The 19,011-nt window shown below is 73.1% G+C and carries 13 protein-coding genes; 8 read left to right on the forward strand and 5 right to left on the reverse strand.

Features of this window, described 5'->3' with window-relative positions:
* Positions 1-19 precede the first annotated feature (19 nt).
* Entirely contained in the window at positions 20-1,423 is a 1,404-nt protein-coding gene (locus tag ACFU74_RS16625) for an aminopeptidase P family protein (RefSeq protein ID WP_380757130.1), read from the reverse strand.
* A 304-nt stretch (positions 1,424-1,727) separates the two neighbouring features.
* On the opposite strand from ACFU74_RS16625, the gene ACFU74_RS16630 reads away from it, so the two are divergent.
* The 6 genes from ACFU74_RS16630 (at position 1,728) to ACFU74_RS16655 (ending at position 8,890) form a co-directional block, all read left to right on the forward strand.
* Positions 1,728-3,482, forward strand: coding sequence for an ABC transporter substrate-binding protein (locus ACFU74_RS16630; protein ID WP_380757104.1), 1,755 nt, complete (start codon positions 1,728-1,730; stop codon positions 3,480-3,482).
* A gap of 14 nt (positions 3,483-3,496) precedes the next feature.
* Complete coding sequence (locus ACFU74_RS16635; RefSeq protein ID WP_380757106.1) at positions 3,497-4,456, forward strand: ABC transporter permease; 960 nt, start codon at positions 3,497-3,499, stop codon at positions 4,454-4,456.
* Complete coding sequence (locus tag ACFU74_RS16640; RefSeq protein ID WP_380757108.1) at positions 4,453-5,439, forward strand: ABC transporter permease; 987 nt, start codon at positions 4,453-4,455, stop codon at positions 5,437-5,439. Before ACFU74_RS16635 ends, ACFU74_RS16640 begins: the two co-directional genes overlap by 4 nt.
* Entirely contained in the window at positions 5,439-6,440 is a 1,002-nt protein-coding gene (locus ACFU74_RS16645) for an ABC transporter ATP-binding protein (protein ID WP_380757110.1), read from the forward strand. Before ACFU74_RS16640 ends, ACFU74_RS16645 begins: the two co-directional genes overlap by 1 nt.
* Positions 6,437-7,432 (forward strand): ABC transporter ATP-binding protein, encoded by a 996-nt coding sequence (locus tag ACFU74_RS16650; RefSeq protein ID WP_380757112.1) that lies wholly within the window; start codon positions 6,437-6,439, stop codon positions 7,430-7,432. Before ACFU74_RS16645 ends, ACFU74_RS16650 begins: the two co-directional genes overlap by 4 nt.
* Positions 7,433-7,894: 462 nt before the next feature.
* Positions 7,895-8,890, forward strand: coding sequence for a hypothetical protein (locus ACFU74_RS16655; protein WP_380757114.1), 996 nt, complete (start codon positions 7,895-7,897; stop codon positions 8,888-8,890).
* Between the two features lie 170 nt (positions 8,891-9,060).
* Here the strand turns inward: ACFU74_RS16655 and ACFU74_RS16660 are convergent, their stop codons facing one another.
* Both ACFU74_RS16660 and ACFU74_RS16665 read right to left on the reverse strand, forming a co-directional pair.
* Entirely contained in the window at positions 9,061-11,436 is a 2,376-nt protein-coding gene (locus ACFU74_RS16660; RefSeq protein ID WP_380757116.1) for an immune inhibitor A domain-containing protein, read from the reverse strand.
* A gap of 157 nt (positions 11,437-11,593) precedes the next feature.
* Positions 11,594-13,672, reverse strand: a complete 2,079-nt coding sequence (locus ACFU74_RS16665; RefSeq protein ID WP_380757118.1) for a prolyl oligopeptidase family serine peptidase — start codon at positions 13,670-13,672, stop codon at positions 11,594-11,596.
* A 107-nt stretch (positions 13,673-13,779) separates the two neighbouring features.
* Between ACFU74_RS16665 and ACFU74_RS16670 the strand changes: the two genes are divergently transcribed.
* Positions 13,780-14,949, forward strand: a complete 1,170-nt coding sequence (locus ACFU74_RS16670) for an aminotransferase class V-fold PLP-dependent enzyme (RefSeq protein WP_380757120.1) — start codon at positions 13,780-13,782, stop codon at positions 14,947-14,949.
* An 18-nt stretch (positions 14,950-14,967) separates the two neighbouring features.
* Here the strand turns inward: ACFU74_RS16670 and ACFU74_RS16675 are convergent, their stop codons facing one another.
* Complete coding sequence (locus tag ACFU74_RS16675) at positions 14,968-15,300, reverse strand: ArsR/SmtB family transcription factor (protein ID WP_380757122.1); 333 nt, start codon at positions 15,298-15,300, stop codon at positions 14,968-14,970.
* A 44-nt stretch (positions 15,301-15,344) separates the two neighbouring features.
* Positions 15,345-15,719, reverse strand: a complete 375-nt coding sequence (locus ACFU74_RS16680) for a hypothetical protein (protein WP_344322143.1) — start codon at positions 15,717-15,719, stop codon at positions 15,345-15,347.
* A 221-nt stretch (positions 15,720-15,940) separates the two neighbouring features.
* On the opposite strand from ACFU74_RS16680, the gene ACFU74_RS16685 reads away from it, so the two are divergent.
* Complete coding sequence (locus ACFU74_RS16685; RefSeq protein ID WP_380757124.1) at positions 15,941-18,868, forward strand: DEAD/DEAH box helicase; 2,928 nt, start codon at positions 15,941-15,943, stop codon at positions 18,866-18,868.
* Positions 18,869-19,011 lie beyond the last annotated feature (143 nt).

Below are 19,011 nucleotides of genomic sequence, written 5' to 3' on the forward strand. Positions count from 1 at the left end.
ATGGCTCCAATGACGCTGCTCAGCCGAGCAGTTCGGCCATCCACGCCTCGATGGCCGGCACCGTGCGGGGCAGCGCGCCGGACATCAGCCGTGCGCCGTCGGCGGTGATGACGAGGTCGTCCTCGATCCGGATGCCGAGGCCGCGCAGTTCGGCGGGCAGCGTCTCGTCGTCGGGCTGGAGGTAGAGGCCGGGCTCGACGGTGAGCACGTGGCCCTCCTCCAGGACGCCGTCCAGGTACGTCTCGGCGCGGGCCTTGGCGCAGTCGTGGACGTCCAGGCCGAGCATGTGGCCGGTGCCGCAGAGGGTGTAGCGGCGGTAGACGCCGCTGTCGTCGGCGAGCGCCTCCTCGGCGGAGACCGGCAGGACGCCCCAGTCGGCGAGGCCCTCGGCGATGACCCGTGCGGCCGCGGCGTGGAAGTCGCGGAAGCGGGCGCCGGGGCGCAGCGCGTCGATGCCGGCCTGCTGGGCGGCGAGGACGAGTTCGTAGGCCTGCCGCTGGACGGGGGTGAAGGTGCCGCTGAGCGGCAGGGTGCGGGTGATGTCGGCGGTGTAGAGGGTGTCGGTCTCCACACCGGCGTCGAGCAGCAGCAGCGCGTTCGGGTCGAGGGCGCCGTCGTTGCGGATCCAGTGCAGGACGCAGGCGTGGGCGCCGGAGGCGGCGATGGTCTCGTAGCCGATGCCGTTGCCCTCGGCGCGGGCGCGCAGGTTGAACACGCCCTCGATCCAGCGCTCGCCGCGGTGGTGGCGCAGGGCGGCGGGCAGGGCGCGCACGACGTCCTCGAAGCCGAGCACGGTGTGGTCGACGGAGAGCTGGAGCTGCTCGACCTCCCAGGCGTCCTTGACCAGCCGCAGCTCGGACAGGACGGCGGCGAACAGGCCGTCGTCGGCGGCGAGTGCGTCGGCGCCGGGGCGGCCGGTGGCGGCGTCGAGCGCGGGGTCGACGCCGGCGAGGACGCGGGTGGCGGGCTGCGGGCCGGTGAGCAGCTTCTCCAGCTCGTCGAGGTGCTGGACGCGCACGCCGGTGAGCCGGGCGGCCTCGTCGAGGTCGGGGCGGCGGCCGACCCAGAACTCGCCGTAGCGGCGGTCGCGGAAGAACTCGGCGCCGCGCACCGGGTCGCCGCCGCGCGGGGAGCGGGGGCGCAGGTAGAGGACGGGCTCGTGGCCGTCGGGGCCGGTGGGCTCCAGGACGAGGACGTGGCCGACCTGGTCCTCGCCGGTGAGGCCGGTGAGCCAGGTGTAGGCGCTGTGCGGGCGGAAGCGGTAGTCGACGTCGTTGCTGCGGACCTTGAGCTGCCCGGCCGGGACGATCAGCCGCTCGCCGGGGAAGGCGGCGGAGAGCCGGGTGCGGCGGCCGGGGGTGACGGCGTACCCGGGGACGCGGTCGTCGGCGGGGAGCGGGGTGGGCGCCCAGGAGAGGCCCATGAAGGCGTTGAGGGCGGCGGAGACGGGGAGGTCGTGGCTTCCGGTGTTGAGGCCGGTCTGACGGAGGGTCACCGGTTGGCTCCTAAGCGGGTGGTGCGGAATCGGGGGAGGAGGGTGTCGGCACGGACACAGCTCGGTAACGGGCGGCGTCACCTCTTGTGCAGTGCAATTTCACATTACTATGTTACGGGTCACACCGCGGAGCGGCTAGACCCCCTGAGGTCGCCCTCCGAGGCTGGTCCCGGATCCACCCCCGGGGCGGACGACGGGCCTTCACGGCGGGCCCCCCACTGCGGAGTCAGATATGAACAGGCGTACCCAGACCACCATCGCGGCGGCCGTCGCGGCGGCACTCTCCCTCGGCCTCGCGGCCTGCGGTGACAAGGACAAGGACGACAGTTCCGGCGAGAGCAACGCGGCCTCCACCCAGGCCCCGGGCGCCGAGGCCGGCACGGTCGTGGGCGGTACGCCGGTCAAGGGCGGCACCCTCACCGTGCTGACCAACCAGGACTTCGCCCACCTCGACCCGGCCCGCAACTGGGTGCTCCCGACCATGGACTTCGGCACCCGGCTGCTCTACCGAACCCTGGTGACCTTCAAGTCCGCGCCCGGCGATGCCGGCAACGAGATCGTCCCGGACCTCGCCACCGACGTGGGCCGGCCCTCCGACGGTGGCAAGACCTGGACCTTCACCCTGAAGGACGGCCTCAAGTACGAGGACGGCACCCCGATCAAGTCGGCCGACATCAAGTACAACGTCGAGCGCTCGTTCTCCCCGGACCTCACCGGTGGACCGGACTACGCCGTGCAGTACCTGGCCGGCGGTGAGAACTACAAGGGCCCGCTGAACGGCGAGCACCTGCCGAGCATCGAGACGCCGGACGACAAGACGATCATCTTCCGTCTGAAGCGCCCGGTCGCCGAGTTCTCCTACACCGCGGCCATGCCCACCTTCGCGCCGGTGCCGCAGTCCCAGGAGAAGGGCACCCAGTACGACATGCGGGTGTTCTCCTCCGGCCCGTACAAGATCGAGACCTACGACCGCGGCAAGCAGCTGGTGCTGGTCCGCAACACGAACTGGGACCAGGCCACGGACACCGTCCGCAAGGCCTACCCGGACAAGATCGTGGTGACCCAGGGCCTCAAGGGCGGCCAGGCCGACGACCGCATCATCGCCAGCGACGGCGCGGACGCCAGCACCATCGAGATGCCGTGGATGCGCCCCGAGTCCGTCTCCAAGGTGCTGCCCAAGCCGGACGTCAAGTCCCGCATGATCGCCGAGCGTACCGGCTGCACCGACAGCCTCTACCTGAACACCTCAAAGGCGCCGTTCGACGACCCGAAGGCCCGCGAGGCGATGATGTGGGCGGTCGACCGCGAGGCCCAGGTCACCGCGTTCGGCGGCCCGGCGCTCACCGACATCGCCACCACCTACCTGCCCCCGTCGATGACCGGCGGCGTCAAGTCCGACCCGCTGAAGATCCCGGCCGCCGGCGACCCGGAGAAGGCCAAGGCGCTGCTCAAGGAGGCCGGCAAGACCGACCTCAAGGTCTCGCTCACCGTCTCGCTCGGCGACAAGACCCGCGCCGAGGCGATCCAGCAGTCGCTGTCCAAGGCCGGTGTCCAGGTCACCGTCAACACCGTCGACCCGTCGGCGTACTCGGACACCCTCGGCGACTCCAAGAACGCGCCGGAGATGACCCTCAACGGCTGGTGCCCGGACTACGCGTCCGGCTCCACCTTCCTGCCCTTCCTCTTCGACGGCCGCACCATCAAGGAGAAGGGCAACCAGGGCAACTGGAGCCAGTTCCGCGACCAGGCGACGATGGACGAGATGGACCGCATCATGGCCCTGACGGACGTCAAGGAGGCCAACGAGGCCTGGAAGAAGCTGGACGAGGAGCTGCTGAAGAAGGCCCCGGCCATCCCGCTGCTGTGGCAGCGCCGCCCGCTGCTGGTCGGCACCAACGTGGCCGGCGCCTTCGGCGCCGCGGGCTACGCCGGCATGCTCGACCTGGCCGCCGTCGGCCTCAAGGACCCCTCCAAGAGCCAGGGCTGAGGGGCCACCACCCAATGAGCACCTCCACTGAGCCCGCCGCCGCGCCCGTCGCGGCGGCGGGCCCCGCGAAGCCCTCCGGACGCGGACCCTGGCGGCTGGTCTGGGACCAGTTGTGGGCCAAGGGTTCCGCCCGGTTCGGCCTGATCATGGTCGCCTTCCTCGTCCTGCTGGCCGTGCTGGCCGGACCGCTGAGCGCGCTCGGCGGCTGGAACGCCGAGGAGTTCGACAAGCGCTCCATCGACTCCTACCTGGGCGGCCTGCCCAAGGGCGACTTCGGCGGCATCAGCGCCCGGCACTGGTTCGGCGTCGAGCCGCTCACCGGCCGCGACCTGTTCGCCCGGGTCCTGCACGGCGGCCAGGTCTCCCTGCTGATCGCCTTCGTCGCCACCGCCATCGTCGTGATCGCCGGCACCATGGCCGGCATCGCGGCCGGCTACTTCGGCGGTCGGGTCGACAGCGCGCTGTCCCGGCTGATGGACCTCACGATGTCCTTCCCCTCGCTGATCTTCATGATCGCGATGATGTCGGTGGCCAAGGACGTCAACCGGATCCTGCTGATGACCACGGTGATCGGCGTGTTCGGCTGGCCCGGCGTGGCCCGCGTGGTCCGGGGCCAGACGCTCTCGCTCAAGCACCGGGAGTACGTGGAGGCCGCCAAGGTCGGCGGCGCCCGCTCCTGGCGCATCCTCACCCGCGAGATCCTGCCCAACGTCTCCGGCCCGATCATCGCCTACACCACCCTGCTGATCCCCGGCATGATCGCCACCGAGGCCGCGCTCTCCTACCTCGGCGTGGGCGTTCGGCCGCCGACCCCCTCCTGGGGGCAGATGATCGCCGAGTCGATCGTCTTCTACGAGACCGACCCGACGTACTTCCTGATCCCGACGGCCTTCCTCTTCGTCGCCGTGCTCGCCTTCACCCTGCTCGGTGACGCGCTGCGCGACATCCTCGACCCGAAGGGAGGACGGTCGTGATCCTCTACCTCGGTCGCCGGCTGCTCGGCATGGCCGGCATCCTGCTGGCCATCTGCGCCATCACCTTCACCATCTTCTACCTGCTGCCCAACGACCCGGCCGCGGCCGCCTGCGGCAAGACCTGCAGCCCCGAGCGGCTGGCCGAGGTCAAGATCGCGATGGGCCTGGACAAGCCGGTCTGGGAGCAGTTCGTCTCCTACCTCACCAGCATCTTCGCCGGCCGCGACTACGGCAGCGGCCCCACCGCCACCCACTGCGGCTTCCCCTGCCTCGGCTACTCCTACGAGTACTCGCTGCCGGTCTGGGACCTCCTGATCGACCGCCTGCCGGTCTCCGTCTCGCTGGCCATCGGCGCGGCCGTGCTCTGGCTGCTGATCGGCCTCGGCGCCGGCGTCACCTCGGCGCTGCGCAAGGGCACCGTCACCGACCGGGTCCTGACCGTGTTCTCGGTCGGCGCCGCCTCGCTGCCGGTCTACTTCACCTCGATCATGCTGATCTGGGGCATCGTGCGCAGCGCCGACCTGCTGCCCTACCCGGCGTACCACAAGTTCACCGAGAACCCGGTCTCGTGGGCCTCCAACCTGCTGCTGCCCTGGCTGGCCCTGGCGCTGCTGTACGCGGCCCAGTACGCCCGGCAGAGCCGCTCCTCGATGATCGAGGCGATGGCCGAACCGTACATCCGCACCGCCCGGGCGAAGGGTCTGCCGGCCCGCACCGTCACCGTCAAGCACGGGCTGCGCTCGGGCATGACGCCGATCCTCACCATCTTCGGCATGGACCTCGGCGGCCTGCTGGCCGGTGCCGTCATCACCGAGTCGATCTTCGGCCTGCCCGGCATCGGCCGGCTCTTCTACGACGGACTGAGCCGCTCGGACCAGCCCGTCATCCTCGGTGTCACCCTGCTCGCGGCCTTCTTCATCGTCGTCGCGAACCTGCTGGTCGACCTGCTCTACGCCTACGTCGACCCACGAGTGAGGTACTGATGACTCCTCTGTTGGAGGTCGAGGACCTCAAGGTCTCCTTCGACACCCCGCGCGGCACCGTCCGGGCCGTCGACGGCATCGACTTCACCGTCGAGGCCGGGAAGACCCTCGGCCTGGTCGGCGAGTCCGGCAGCGGCAAGTCCGTCACCTCGCTCGCCGTCATGGGCCTGCACCGCGGCGCCGCCGTCACCGGCTCGATCCGGCTGAACGGCCAGGAGCTCAACGGGCTCGGCGAGCGGGAGCTCGGCACCGTCCGGGGCCGGCGGATCGCCATGATCTTCCAGGACCCGCTCTCCAGCCTGCACCCCTTCTACACCGTCGGGGAGCAGATCGCCGAGCACTACCGGGTGCACTTCAAGGCCTCCCGCAAGGCCGGACGGCAGCGTGCCGTCGAGATGCTCGCCGAGGTGGGCATCCCCGAACCCGCCCGCCGGGTCGACGAGTACCCGCACCAGTTCTCCGGCGGCATGCGCCAGCGCGTGATGATCGCCATGGCGCTCGCCTGCGAACCCGAGCTGCTGATCGCCGACGAGCCGACCACCGCGCTCGACGTCACCGTCCAGGCCCAGATCCTCGATCTGATCGCCCGGATCCAGCAGGAGCGCGGCCTCGGCGTCGTGATGATCACCCACGACCTCGGCGTGGTCGCCCGGGTCGCCCACGAGGTGCTGGTCATGTACGGCGGACGCGCCGCCGAACAGGCCGCCGTGGAACGGCTGTTCGCCGCCCCCGCGCACCCCTACACCCGCGGGCTGCTCGACTCGCTGCCCCGACTGGACGACACCGACGACGCCCCGCTGCGGGCCATCCCCGGCAGCCCGCCGTCGCTGATCGCCCCCGCCCCCGGCTGCTCCTTCGCCCCGCGCTGCGCCCGCACCACCGCCGCCACCGCCGAGGACCACGCCCGCTGCCTGGCCGAGCGCCCGTCGTTCGGCCCGCTCTCGCCCGGCCACCAGGCCGCCTGCCACCTGCCGCTGGTGCCGGAAGGAGCCCTCGGATGACCGCGACCACCGAGCCCGCCCAGCCCCTGCTGTCCGTCCGGGACCTGGTGAAGGCCTTCCCCGGCCGACGCTCGCGCACCGGCAAGGCCGGCGCCCCGATCCGCGCCGTCGACGGGGTGAGCTTCGACGTCGGCGCCGGCGAGACCCTCGGCCTGGTCGGCGAGTCCGGCTGCGGCAAGTCCACCACCGGGCGGATGGTCGTCCGGCTGATCGACCCGACCTCGGGCACCGTCACCTTCGACGGCACCGAGATCGGCGGCCTGAGCCAGGCGCAGCTGCGCCCGCACCGCCGGGACCTCCAGATGGTCTTCCAGGACCCGTACTCCTCGCTGAACCCCCGCCAGACGGTGGCCCGGATCATCTCCGAGCCGCTGCTGGTCCAGGGCACCGGCGCGGCCGAGGCGCGCAAGCGGGCCGCCGAACTGATGGAGCTGGTCGGGCTCATCCCCGAGCACCTGGACCGCTACCCGCACGAGTTCTCCGGCGGCCAGGCCCAGCGCATCGGCATCGCCCGCTCGCTGGCCACCTCGCCCCGGCTGGTGGTCGCCGACGAGCCGGTCTCCGCGCTGGACGTCTCCATCCAGGCCCAGGTGGTCAATCTGATGGAGCGGCTCCAGGACGAGCTGGGGCTGGCGTACATCTTCATCGCGCACGACCTCTCAGTGGTCAAGCGGGTCTGCGACCGGGTCGCGGTGATGTACCTCGGCCGGATCGTCGAGATCGGCGACAAGCACCAGGTGTACGGCAACCCGGCGCACCCGTACACCCGGGCGCTGCTCTCCGCGGTGCCGCTGCCGGACCCGGCGGCGGAGCGGGAGCGGGAGCGGATCGTGCTGCTCGGCGATCCGCCGAGCCCGGCCGACCCGCCGTCCGGGTGCAGCTTCCACCCGCGCTGCCCGAAGGCCCAGGAGGTCTGCCGCACCGAGCGGCCGCTGCTGCGGATCGCCGGGCCCGGTGGGCGCGAGGCGGCCTGCCACTTCCCGGAGAACTGACACCGGGGAGCCGGAGCCGGGGGCCGGGAATCCCCCCCGGGACACGGTCTCGCGGCCGCGGGCGCCCGCCGTTGGGCGCGCCCCCGGCCGCGGCTCGACCGCCGTACCGTCCAGTCACCCCCACGGCGGGCGGTACGGCACCACCCGCGCGCGGAGCACCGGCTCCGCGCGCACACCACGAACGCCCGGTCGGGCGCGGCGGGGAGCCTGTTGAGGGCCGCGTCCGACCGGGTCACCCGGGCCCCCTGCGGCCGGGTGCGGCGGGCTCGCCGGGCCGACCTGGGTCGTCGGTTCCGGCGGGCCCGTCGGGCTTCCAGGATCCGGACACGCGCCGGCCGGCGCCGGGCTCGGCCGGGCCCGGGCCCCCCGGACGGCGGCCGGCGCGGGCCGGGGCCGTCGGCGGCGAGGGCGTCCTTCGGGTCGAGCACCCGGCAGCGGCGCAGCGAGGGGCAGCCGGAGCCGATGCAGCCGGTCGGTTCGCTCTCCAGCCGCTCGACCTCCCGGCGCCTGGCCGCCGGCAGCGCCGCCCAGCGGCGCGAGACCCGCTCCCGGTCGCGCTCGTCCGGCATCCGGTCGGCGGGCAGGCCGGCGAACACCCCGGCCACCTCGGCCGGCGCGATGCCGAGCCGTTTGGCGACCAGGACCAGCGAGAGCCGGCGCAGCACGTGCCGGTGGTGGCGCCGCTGGTCGGCCCGGCGCTCGCTGCCCGGGCCGTCCGGGCGGGGGCGGACGGGCGAGCCGCTGCCGCTGGCCTCGCTGCTGCTGACCCTGTCGGCGGCGACGTTCGGCATCGGTTCGACGGTGCCGCGCGGCTGGGCGACGGTGCTCTGCATCGTGCTGGGCCTGGCGCTGCCGGCCGGCTTCGTGGCGGCGGAGCGCGGCGGAGCGGCGACCGCCTTGCCGAAGCCCACCTACCGGCGCGGCAACCACCTGAAGTGGATCCACCCGACCGTCGCGGTGTACTGCACCGGTGTGATGACCGAGACCTTCATCCCGCTGTTCGGCCAGGAGTCGGGCGGGCCGAGCCCGCCGGCGGCCGGGCTCCTGGGGGCGACGGTCCCGGTGGGCCGGACGTCCGCGCAGCTGTTCAGCGTCGGCATGCGCTCGGAGCGGGCCCGTGGGCCAGCGATCCGGCTGGGCCCGGCGGTGCTCACGGCGGGCCCGCCGGCGTACGGCCTGCTTCAGACCGGCTCGGCGTCCGGCGGGCGGGTGCTGCTGGGGGCGGTGGTGCTGATCGTGGGCGGCACCGGCATCGGGGTCGCGTTCCCGCACCTGAGCGTCACGGCGATGCGCAGCACCGACGACGAGGCGGAGGGCGGCAAGGCGGCGGCCGGGCTGGACACCACCCAGCTGATCGCCTTCTCGGTGAGCTCGGCGGTGGCCGGGACACTGGTGAGCGCGGGCGGGACTCGACGCTGGACGGCGCCAGGTGCAGGCTCTTCGGGCTGGGCGCGCTGACCGTGTTCGGCACCGTCACCGCGGCGATGAGCCTGCGGCGCCGGGCCCGGGCCTGAGCGGGAACGCGGCCGCCCCGGCCCTCCGTGGGGGAGGGCCGGGGCGGCCTGTCCGTGGTACCTGTCTTCCACGGGGACCCGGTGCTCAGGACACCGGGGGTTCGGGTGCCGGGGTCAGGACGCGGGGCCCACCCGGACGGTGGTGATCCGCCCGCCCTGGGCCTCGCGGACGACCTCGATCCTGGTGTTGGTGTCCGGGACCTTGACGCCGAGCATCGGGGTCGCCGGGTCGCTGTAGACACCGGTTCGGTCGTTGAACGCGGGGACGGCCGGCTTGGCGCCGATCCGGACCGGCACGCCCGCCTTGTGCAGGGTGAACGCGGTGGTCGGCTTGAGCGAGAAGGTCGCGTCGTAGGTCTGCGCCCGGCCGTTGACCAGGGTGCCGTCGGCGAAGCGGATCGGCGTCGGGTGGGCGTCGATCGGCAGGATCAGGCCGCCGCCGGGGTGGTCCTTGGTGTTGTTGTCGCCGTAGGCGGTGTCCCAGAGCCAGATGAGCACGCCCTCCTGGTACGGGTAGTTGTCGACGATGTCCTTCTTGCCGTCGACACCGGTGTACCCGAAGTTGTACGGCCCGGTCTTCAGGAACGCGCCGTAGCCGGCGTAGCGGCGGTTCTCCACCAGGTAGGCGCGCGGGTGCTGCTGGACGTGGGTGCGGCCGGTGATGACGGTGAAGCCGGTACTGGCCCAGTCGGCCGCGCCGTTCTCGGCGCCGTCGGCGAACAGTTCGGTGCCGCCGGCGGTGATCCTCACCGCGTCGACCAGGACGCCCCTGCCGTGGGTGTTGTTGTCCGAGGTGACGTGGAAGCGCAGCCGGACGTGCTGTCCGGCGTAGCCGTCCAGCGGGATGTGCAGCTGCCGGTAGGCGCCCGAAGTGCCGCTCAGGCCGGGGACGTTGGCGCTGGTGCTGCCGATCGGCGCGCCGTCCACGGTGCCGGGCAGGGCCGTCCAGCGCTTGCCGCCGTCGGTGGAGGCCTCGACGGTCAGGAAGTCGTAGTCCTGCTCGATGTCGTACCAGACGGCCGCGTCGAGGGCGGCCGGGCCGGTGGCGGAGGTCAGGTCGACGTCGCGGGCCAGCGCGTTGTCCAGGTCGTCGCCGGTGTTGCTCCACCACTGCCTGGAGCCCTCGCGCGGGTCGGCGAGGTCGGTGCTGGTGGTGCTGTCCGGCAGGTGGACCAGGACGGCCTGCGCCTGGTCGGTGTTGTAGCCGCTGACGCCGAGCGCGTGGCTGGAGCGGGTGGCGGCCTGCGCCTCGTCGTAGTCGAGCCAGCCGAACTGCAGCTTGCTCCAGGCGTCGAGGTCGGCGGGGTAGGCGCCGGTGGTGTTCTTCCCCTTGCCCAGGTACGAGCCGGAGGACATCAGCGACCAGAAGTTGACGCTGTTGTCGCCGCCGTTGGTGCTGTAGAGGTCGGGCAGGCCGAGGTTGTGGCCGAACTCGTGGGCGAACAGGCCGACTCCGCTGTTCTCGCCGGCCTGGACGTAGTCGTAGACGTACAGCCCGGTGTCGCCGACCGGCGCTCCGCCGATCCGGTTGCCGTCCGGGCCGGTCTGGCCGGTCGGGTCCGGGAAGGTCCAACTGCGGTGCGCCCACAGCGCGTCGGCGCCCTGGGCACCGCCGCCCCAGGTCTCGTCGACGCCCGCGTGCACCACGACGACGTTGTCCAGGTAGCCGTCGGGCCGGCCGAACTCGCCGTCCTTGTCGTGGTCGTAGCGGTCGTGGACGTCGTACTGGGCCAGTTCGGCCTTGACGTCGGCGGGGGTGCGGCCCTGGGCGATCTGGCCGTCGTACCAGGCCTTCACGGCGTCCCGGATGAACTCCTGGCCCTGGGTCCAGGCGCCGGAGCCCTGCGGGCCCTTGTTGGAGCCGTAGCGGGCCTCGTTCCAGGGCAGGGTGACCCAGTCGCTGACGGTGCCCTCGATGTCGTAGCGGCCCGAGGACTGGGTGCGGTAGTAGTTGCGCATCGAGACCGCGCCGGGCGAGTCGTCGAAGAACATCTTCTGGTAGTACTGCCGGCTGAAGTCCTGGTTCCAGAGCGTGTGGTTGTCGCTCCGGCCGGGCTTGGGGATGGCGTTGTGCAGCGGGCCCGGGGTGCCGCCGTAGCGCGGCTGGCCGTTGTGGAGGGTGGTGTTGTCCACCTGGTCGCCGAACTGGGCCAGGATGACGAAGACCTTGTCCTTGCGCTGCTGGGCGAGCTCGACGTAGTCGTTGCCGATCCGCACCTTGGCGGGTGCCCGGCGGCCGGCGGTCTTCGCCGCGACGCCCTTGTTGACCTGCTCCAGCGCCTTGGTGCGCAGCGACTGGCGCTCGCGCTCCTGCGGGGCGAGCGGGGCGGGCGGGGCTTCGAGCCCGCCGGCCTCGGCGCCGGAGCCGCTCCCGGCGGTGAGGGCGGGTACGGGGGAGGGGGTGGCGGCCTGGGCGGGGGACCCGAGGAGGGTGGCCGCTATCGCGCTCGTGGTGAGCGCGGCCGCGAACGCCGCGGACAGTCTGCGCAACTGACCGGTCCTTTCCGGACGGGGGTGGTCGGGTGAGCGCAGGTAATATTTCACATGTCACGGGTTACGTGGAAGGGCTTGGGTCGACGGACGGCCGGAAATGCCGAGCGCCGCACGGCCCGGGTGGGGTCGTGCGGCGCTCGGGAATGCGGAGCGGTCAGCCCAAGGAGGCCCGCAGGAAAGCGAGTTCGGCCTGCGCCAGCTGCTCGCCGACACCGCCCGGCGTCATGTGGGTGATCCCCGGCAGGGCCAGCAGGCTGTGCGGGCGGCCGGCCCGGGTGAGCGCCTGGGAGAGCAGCAGGGTGTGCGAGGGGTGCACGTTGTCGTCGGCCAGGCCGTGGATCAGCAGCAGCGGCCGGGTCAGTGACGGCGCGTCGTCCACCAGGCAGTCGGCCGCGTAGCCGTCCGGGTTCTCCTGCGGCAGGCCGAGGTAGCGCTCGGTGTACGCGGTGTCGTAGAGCCGGAAGTCGGTGGGCGGGGCGCCCGCGCAGGCCGCGTGGAAGACGTCCGGGCGGCGCAGCACGGCCATCGCCGCGAAGTAGCCGCCGTAGGACCAGCCGCGTACGCCGACCCGGCCGAGGTCGAGGTCGGGGTGCGCGGCGCCGAGTGCGTGCAGCGCGTCCACCTGGTCGTCCAGCGCCACCTGCGAGAAGCGCCGGAAGATGGTCCGGCTGAAGGCGGGGGAGACGAACGGGGTGCCGCCGTTGTCCACGGTGACCACCGCGAAGCCCTGGTCGGCCCACCACTGCTTGAGCTGCCAGCGGCGCGGCTCGTTGGCCACCGCCTGGAAGCCGGGGCCGCCGTAGACGTCGAGCAGCACGGGCAGCCGGCGGCCGGGGACGTGCCCGCGCGGGTAGACCACGGCGCTCGGCAGGGCGCGCTCGGTGACCCGGGCCAGCCGCGGCGCGACCCGGTACGGCAGGGCGGCCGAGCGGTCCGTCAGGGCGGTGACGCCCTGGGGGGTGAGGGCCTCGCGGCGCACGCCGTCCGGGCCGGCCGAGGTGAGCAGCAGGGTGTCGCCGGCGGCCAGGGCGCTGTGCACGCCGGGGCCCTCGGAGATCCGCTCGGGGGCGCCGCCGTCCGGGTCGACGAGGTGGACGTGCTGGTCGAACGGGTCGCCCTCGCCGGTCTCGCAGAGCAGCTTCCCGCGCAGCCGCCCGACCACCCGGCGGATCTGCAGGCCGGTGGTGTCCAGCGGCTTGCCGTCCAGGGCCAGGCCGCGGGCCCCGGGGGTGTCGAGGACGGTGAGCAGCCGGCCGTCGTCCAGCCGGGCGGGGGTGCCGGGCAGGTCGTCGACCCAGAACGCGTCGGTGGTGCGGGAGAGTTCGGTGGTGGCCCCGGTGGCCGGGTCGGCGCTCAGCAGCAGGACGTTCTGCTGGAGCCGGTCGGCGACGGTGAGCAGCAGTTCCTCGTCGCCGGCCCACTCGGCGGCGCACAGGTAGGGGAAGGCGGCGGTGTCCCAGGCGAGTTCGACCCGGGTGCCGTCCAGGCCGAGCACCCAGAGCCGGACGTCGGCGTTGGGGCCGCCGGCCTGCGGGTAGGCGAACCGCTCGGGGGCCCGCTCGGGGTGGGCCGGGTCGGCGAAGTGGCGCGGCGGGACGTCGGACTCGTCCACCCGGGTGGCGAGCACGGCGCCGCCGTCCGGGCGCCACCAGTGGCCGCGGTGGCGGCCCAGTTCCTCGGCGGCGGCGAACTCGGCGACGCCCCAGCGGGCGCCGTCGTCGGGGCTGAGCCGCTGGAGGCCGGGGACGTCGGCGGAGGCGAGGTAGAGCGCGTCGTCGCCGACGTAGGCGACGAGGTCGCCGGTCGGGTTCGGCCGGGGGTCGAAGGCCGGGCCGACGGTGGGGACCTCGGTGGTGCGGCCGGTGGCGGTCTCGGTGCGGAAGAGCCGGCCGTCCAGCGCGAAGACGGCGACGGCGAGGTCGGGGGTGGCGGCGTAGGTGCCGATGCCGGCGGCGGTGAGCCGGCTCCGCTCGCGCAGCCGGCGCTCGACGGCGGGCAGGGCGTCGCCCGCGCCGGTGCGGCCGGGGGCGAGGGCGGTGGGGTCGGCGACCTCGCGCTCCTCGCCGGTGGCGAGGTCGAGGAGGTGGAGGCGGTCGAACGCGTCCTCGGGGCCGCTGGAGCGGAGCAGCAGGAGGCGGGTACCGTCCTGGTTGAGCGAGATCGCTCGCGGGGCGCCGAAGCCGAAGCGGCCGGTCCGGGCGCTGAGGGAGAGGTAGGAGTCGGTGATGGTCACCGCCCGATGGTCGCCTCGGGGGCGGCTCGCCGACCAGTGGAGCGACATGTGAAATGTCACACATCACGTGATCCAGGTAACAGGGATCCAGGTATCAGGAGGAGCGCATGACCGAGGCCCCGCGGACCGTCACACCCCCCGAGCCGCTGCCCGGCACCGAGACGCTGTTCTCGCTGGATCCGGCGGTGGTCCACCTCAACCACGGCTCCTTCGGCGCCGTCCCCGTCTCCGTCCAGCAGCTCCAGCGCCGGCTGCACGAGGAGCAGGAGGCCGACCCCGACGGCTTCTTCGCCGATCTGCCCGCCCGCGTCGCCACCGCCCGGGCCCGGATCGCCGCCGCCCTCGGCACCGAGCCGGAACTGCTCGCCCTGGTGCCCAACGTCACCGACGCGATCGCCGTGACCCTCGCCAACGTGCCGCTCTCCGCCGGGGACCACGTCCTGGTCACCGACCACGGCTACGGCACCGTCAACGAGGCCGTCCGGCGGCGCGCCGAGGACGCCGGCGCCGAGCTGCGCACGGTGGCGCTGCCGCTGGACCTGCCCGACGGGGACGCGGTGCGCGAGGCGGTGCTGGCCCGGGTCACCGACCGCACGGTGCTCGCCGTCCTGGACGGCATCACCTCGCCGACCGCCCGCCGGATCGCCACCCCGGAGCTGCTGCGCGAGCTGCGCGGGCGCGGCGTGACCACCGTGGTGGACGCCGCGCACGAGCCCGGCATGCTGGCCGGGCCCGTCCCGGCGGAGGCCGACTTCTGGTTCGGCAACCTGCACAAGTGGGCCTTCGCCCCGCGCGCCACCGGCGTCCTGGTGGTCCGCCCGGAGTGGGCCGGCAAGATCCGTCCGCTGATCCTCTCCTGGGAGGACCACCAGGGCTACCCGGCCTCCGTCGAGTGGCGCGGCACCCTGGACTACACGCCCTACCTGGCCGCCCCGGCGGGTCTCGACCTGCTGGAGGCGTTCGGCCCGGGAGCGGTGCGCACGCACAACGAGCGGCTCGTCGCGTACGGCGCCGGGCTGGTCGCCGAGCGCGTCGGGCTGGCGCCGCTGCCGTCCTCGGCGGGCCTGTCGATGCGCGCGCTGCGGCTGCCGCCCGGGGTCGCCGAGACGCTGCCGCAGGCGCAGGAGCTGATGGCCGGGATGTGGCGGCGGCACGCGGTGCGGACGGTGGCGCGCCCGTGGCCGGGCGGCGGGGTGCTGCGGGTGTGCGCGCAGCTGTACAACCGGGCGCCGGAGTACGAGGTGCTGGCGTCCGGACTGGCCGGGCTGCTCGGGTAGCCGCGGCCCGCGCGCCGCTCACTCCGCGGCGGCGCGCAGCTCGGCGAGCAGCACGTGCTGGTCCGCGAGGACCCCGGTGAGGATCCGCCGCGCCGCCCGCAGCAGGTCGGCGACGTCCCCGCCGGCCAGCGCGTACACCACCGTGCCGCCCTCCCGGGTGGCGCTGACGATGCCGGACCGGCGCAGCACCGCGAGCTGCTGCGAGAGCCTGGAGGGTTCGACCTCCAGCTCCGCCAGCAGGTCGCGCACGGGCGTCGGTCCGGCCTGCAGCAGCTCCAGGACCCGGATCCGGACGGGGTGGCCGAGCATCCGGAAGAACTCGGCCTTGGCCTGGTACAGCGCGAACGCCACGGCGCTCCCTCCCTGTTTCCCCTCCCCGGGGCGTGCCCGGCCGATCAGATCTCCAGTGCCGTCTCGATCCGCTTCAGCTGGTGGCGGGCCATCGCCAGGTTGGCGCGGCCGCGGTTGAGCGCGAGGAAGAGGAACAGGCCCCGGCCGCCCTGCGTGGTCAGCGGCCGCAGCAGGTGGTACTGGCTGGTCAGGCTGACCAGGATGTCCTCGATCTCGTTGTCGAGCAGGTTGAGGTGCTCCATCGCCCGCATCTTGGCCCGCACGACGTCGGTGTTCCCCGCGGCGGCGACGTTGAGGTCCAGTTCCCCGCCGTCACCGAGGGTGCCCAGGGCCATGCCGCTGCCGTAGTCGACCAGGGCGACGCCGATCGCGCCCTCGATCGCCATGGCCTCCTTGAGCGAGGTCTCCAGGTTCGCCATCGTGCGCTCCTCCCGTGGGCCCGGTGGGTGTCACCGGGATGTGGCACCGAATGTAGGCAGGCCGCACGGCGTGTCACCGGGGATGACCGGACTCGTTCGAATCCGGACGCCCGATGACCGCTTGAAGACATTTGCAACTATGGATGTGAGAGAGAAGCGATCCAATGCCCGGGAAAAACGGTGCTATCGATGTCAGTCCCGCCGGGTAACCTCTCGCTGAGATGCGAGATCACACCACCGACCCCCGCGACCCCCGGACGGCGATGAACACCCCTGAGCGCGAGCCCTCCGACGGCCGGGAGCCCTCCCGGGAGCCCTCCGACGCGCGGGAGCTCAGCCCCGCCGAGGCGTTCGCCGCCTCCCGCCTGCGGGCCAGGGAACAGGCCACCGCCCTGCACGGCTTCCAGCAGCTGTACGACTTCGAGCTGGACGACTTCCAGCTGGAGGCCTGCCGCACCCTGGAGGCCGGCGAGGGCGTCCTGGTCGCCGCGCCCACCGGCTCCGGCAAGACCATCGTCGGCGAGTTCGCCGTCCACCTCGCCCTCCAGGCCGGGCGCAAGTGCTTCTACACCACGCCGATCAAGGCGCTGTCGAACCAGAAGTACGGGGACCTCGTCAAGCGTTACGGCGCCGCCAAGGTCGGCCTGCTCACCGGCGACAACACCGTCAACGGCGACGCCCCGGTCGTGGTGATGACCACCGAGGTGCTCCGCAACATGCTCTACGCGGGCTCCAGCACCCTCGACGGCCTCGGCTACGTGGTCATGGACGAGGTCCACTACCTCGCCGACCGCTTCCGCGGCGCCGTCTGGGAGGAGGTCATCATCCACCTCCCCGAGTCCGTCACCCTGGTCTCGCTCTCCGCGACCGTCTCCAACGCCGAGGAGTTCGGCGACTGGCTGGACACCGTCCGCGGCGGCACCCGGGTCATCGTCTCCGAGCACCGGCCCGTCCCGCTCTGGCAGCACGTGATGGCCGGCAACCGGATGTACGACCTGTTCGCCAGCCCCGACCGCGACGGCCGCCCCAAGGGCAGCCTGCGCAACCCCGGCAAGGCCGTGAATCCGGAGCTGGTCCGCCTCGCCCGCAGCGAACTCGACCGCAACCCGCGCGACCGGTTCGGCCGCGGCCGGGGCCGATCCATGCCGAACGGCCGCCCCGGCAAGGTCTGGACGCCGGGCCGCGTCGACGTCATCGACCGGCTGGACGCCGAGGGCCTGCTGCCCGCCATCACCTTCATCTTCAGCCGGGCCGGCTGCGAGGCCGCCGTCCAGCAGTGCCTCTCCTCCGGCCTGCGGCTCAACAAGGACGCCGACCGCGCCCGGGTCCGCGCCATCGTCGAGGAGCGCTGCGCCGACATCCCCGACGAGGACCTGCACGTCCTCGGCTACTTCGAGTGGCTGGACGGGCTGGAGCGCGGCATCGCCGCCCACCACGCCGGCATGCTGCCGCGGTTCAAGGAGGTCGTCGAGGAACTGTTCGTGAAGGGCCTGGTCAAGGCCGTCTTCGCGACCGAGACCCTCGCCCTCGGCATCAACATGCCGGCGCGCTCCGTCGTCATGGAGAAGCTCGTCAAGTGGAACGGCGAGACCCACGCCGACATCACCCCCGGCGAGTACACCCAGCTCACCGGCCGGGCCGGGCGGCGCGGCATCGACATCGAGGGCCACGCCGTGGTGCTCTGGCAGCGCGGCCTCGACCCGGAGGCGCTGGCCGGACTCGCCGGCACCCGCACCTACCCGCTCAAGTCCTCCTTCCGGCCGTCCTACAACATGGCCGTCAACCTGGTCTCCCAGTTCGGCCGGCACCGCTCGCGCGAACTGCTGGAGACGTCCTTCGCGCAGTTCCAGGCCGACCGCTCGGTGGTCGGCATCGCCCGCCAGGTGCAGCGCAACGAGGAGGGCCTGGAGGGCTACCGCGAGTCCATGACCTGCCACCTCGGCGACTTCGCGGAGTACATGTCGCTGCGCCGGCAGCTCAAGGACCGGGAGAACGAACTCGCCCGCGAGGGCAGCAGCCAGCGCCGCGCCGCCGCCGTCGAGTCCATCGAGCACCTCAAGCCCGGCGACGTCATCCACGTGCCGACCGGCAAGTTCGCCGGCCTCGCCCTCGTCCTCGACCCCGGCCTGCCGCCCGTCAGCCGCTCGCCGCGCGGCGGCCCGCGCCACCCCGACTACCAGGACGGGCCGCGCCCGGTGGTGCTCACCGCCGAGCGGCAGGTCAAGCGGCTCGCGATGATCGACTTCCCGCACCCCGTCGCCGCGATCGAGCGGGTGCGGATCCCCAAGTCCTTCAACCCGCGCAGCCCGCAGTCCCGGCGCGACCTCGCCTCCGCCCTGCGCACCAAGGCCGGCCACCTGGAGCCCGAGCGGTTCCGGCGCGGCCGGGCCGCCGCCGCGGACGACCCCGAGATCGGCCGGCTGCGCACCGCCCTGCGCCAGCACCCCTGCCACGGCTGCGACCAGCGCGAGGACCACGCCCGCTGGTCCGAGCGCTACCACCGGCTGCACCGCGACACCGAGCTGCTGGAACGCAAGATGCGCTCCCGCACCCACACCATCGCCCGCACCTTCGACCGGGTCTGCGCGCTGCTCACCGACCTCGGCTACCTCAGCGGCGACACCGTCACCGACGACGGCAAGCGGCTCGGCCGGCTCTACGGCGAACTCGACCTGCTCGCCTCCGAGTGCATCCGCGAGGGCGTCTGGAGCGGCCTCGCCGCCGCCGAACTCGCCGCCTGCGCCTCCGCGCTCGTCTACGAGGCGCGCCAGTCCGACGACGCCACCGCCCCCCGGGTCCCTGAGGGCGCGGCGAAGGACGCCCTCGGCCAGATGGTCCGCATCTGGGGCCACCTCGACGCCCTGGAGGAGCAGCACCGCATCAACACCGCCGAGGGCGTCGGCCAGCGCGAACCCGACCTCGGCTTCGCCTGGGCCGCCTACCGCTGGGCCCTCGGCCACTCCCTGGACTCCGTCCTGCGCGACGCCGACATGCCGGCCGGCGACTTCGTCCGCTGGACAAAGCAGCTGATCGACGTCCTCGGCCAGATCCAGGACGCCGCCGGCAGCGACACCGACCTCCGCAAGACCGCCCGCAAGGCCGTCGACGGCCTCCGCCGCGGCATCATCGCCTACTCCTCCGTCAGCTGACCCACCCCACCGCCCGGGCCCCGCCCTGACGGAGCCCGGGCATCCCGCTGCCCACCCCGCGTGCGGCTGCGGCTGCGCCTTGCCGCTGTAAGCCTTGGTGGCGGAATGCCCAATGCGGAGTGAGAAGTCGGCCATTCCGACTT

The sequence above is a fragment of the Kitasatospora sp. NPDC057500 genome, from assembly GCF_042802195.1.
GTDB lineage: Bacteria > Actinomycetota > Actinomycetes > Streptomycetales > Streptomycetaceae > Kitasatospora.

What these genes read in the sequence shown, in the direction of transcription:
- ACFU74_RS16625 (WP_380757130.1), bottom strand. Translation starts at nt 1,423, where the DNA reads ATGGGCCTCTCCTGGGCGCCCACCCCGCTCCCCGCCGACGACCGCGTC.
- ACFU74_RS16630 (WP_380757104.1), top strand. Translation starts at nt 1,728, where the DNA reads ATGAACAGGCGTACCCAGACCACCATCGCGGCGGCCGTCGCGGCGGCA.
- ACFU74_RS16635 (WP_380757106.1), top strand. Translation starts at nt 3,497, where the DNA reads ATGAGCACCTCCACTGAGCCCGCCGCCGCGCCCGTCGCGGCGGCGGGC.
- ACFU74_RS16645 (WP_380757110.1), top strand. Translation starts at nt 5,439, where the DNA reads ATGACTCCTCTGTTGGAGGTCGAGGACCTCAAGGTCTCCTTCGACACC.
- ACFU74_RS16650 (WP_380757112.1), top strand. Translation starts at nt 6,437, where the DNA reads ATGACCGCGACCACCGAGCCCGCCCAGCCCCTGCTGTCCGTCCGGGAC.
- ACFU74_RS16655 (WP_380757114.1), top strand. Translation starts at nt 7,895, where the DNA reads ATGCAGCCGGTCGGTTCGCTCTCCAGCCGCTCGACCTCCCGGCGCCTG.
- ACFU74_RS16670 (WP_380757120.1), top strand. Translation starts at nt 13,780, where the DNA reads ATGACCGAGGCCCCGCGGACCGTCACACCCCCCGAGCCGCTGCCCGGC.
- ACFU74_RS16680 (WP_344322143.1), bottom strand. Translation starts at nt 15,719, where the DNA reads ATGGCGAACCTGGAGACCTCGCTCAAGGAGGCCATGGCGATCGAGGGC.
- ACFU74_RS16685 (WP_380757124.1), top strand. Translation starts at nt 15,941, where the DNA reads ATGCGAGATCACACCACCGACCCCCGCGACCCCCGGACGGCGATGAAC.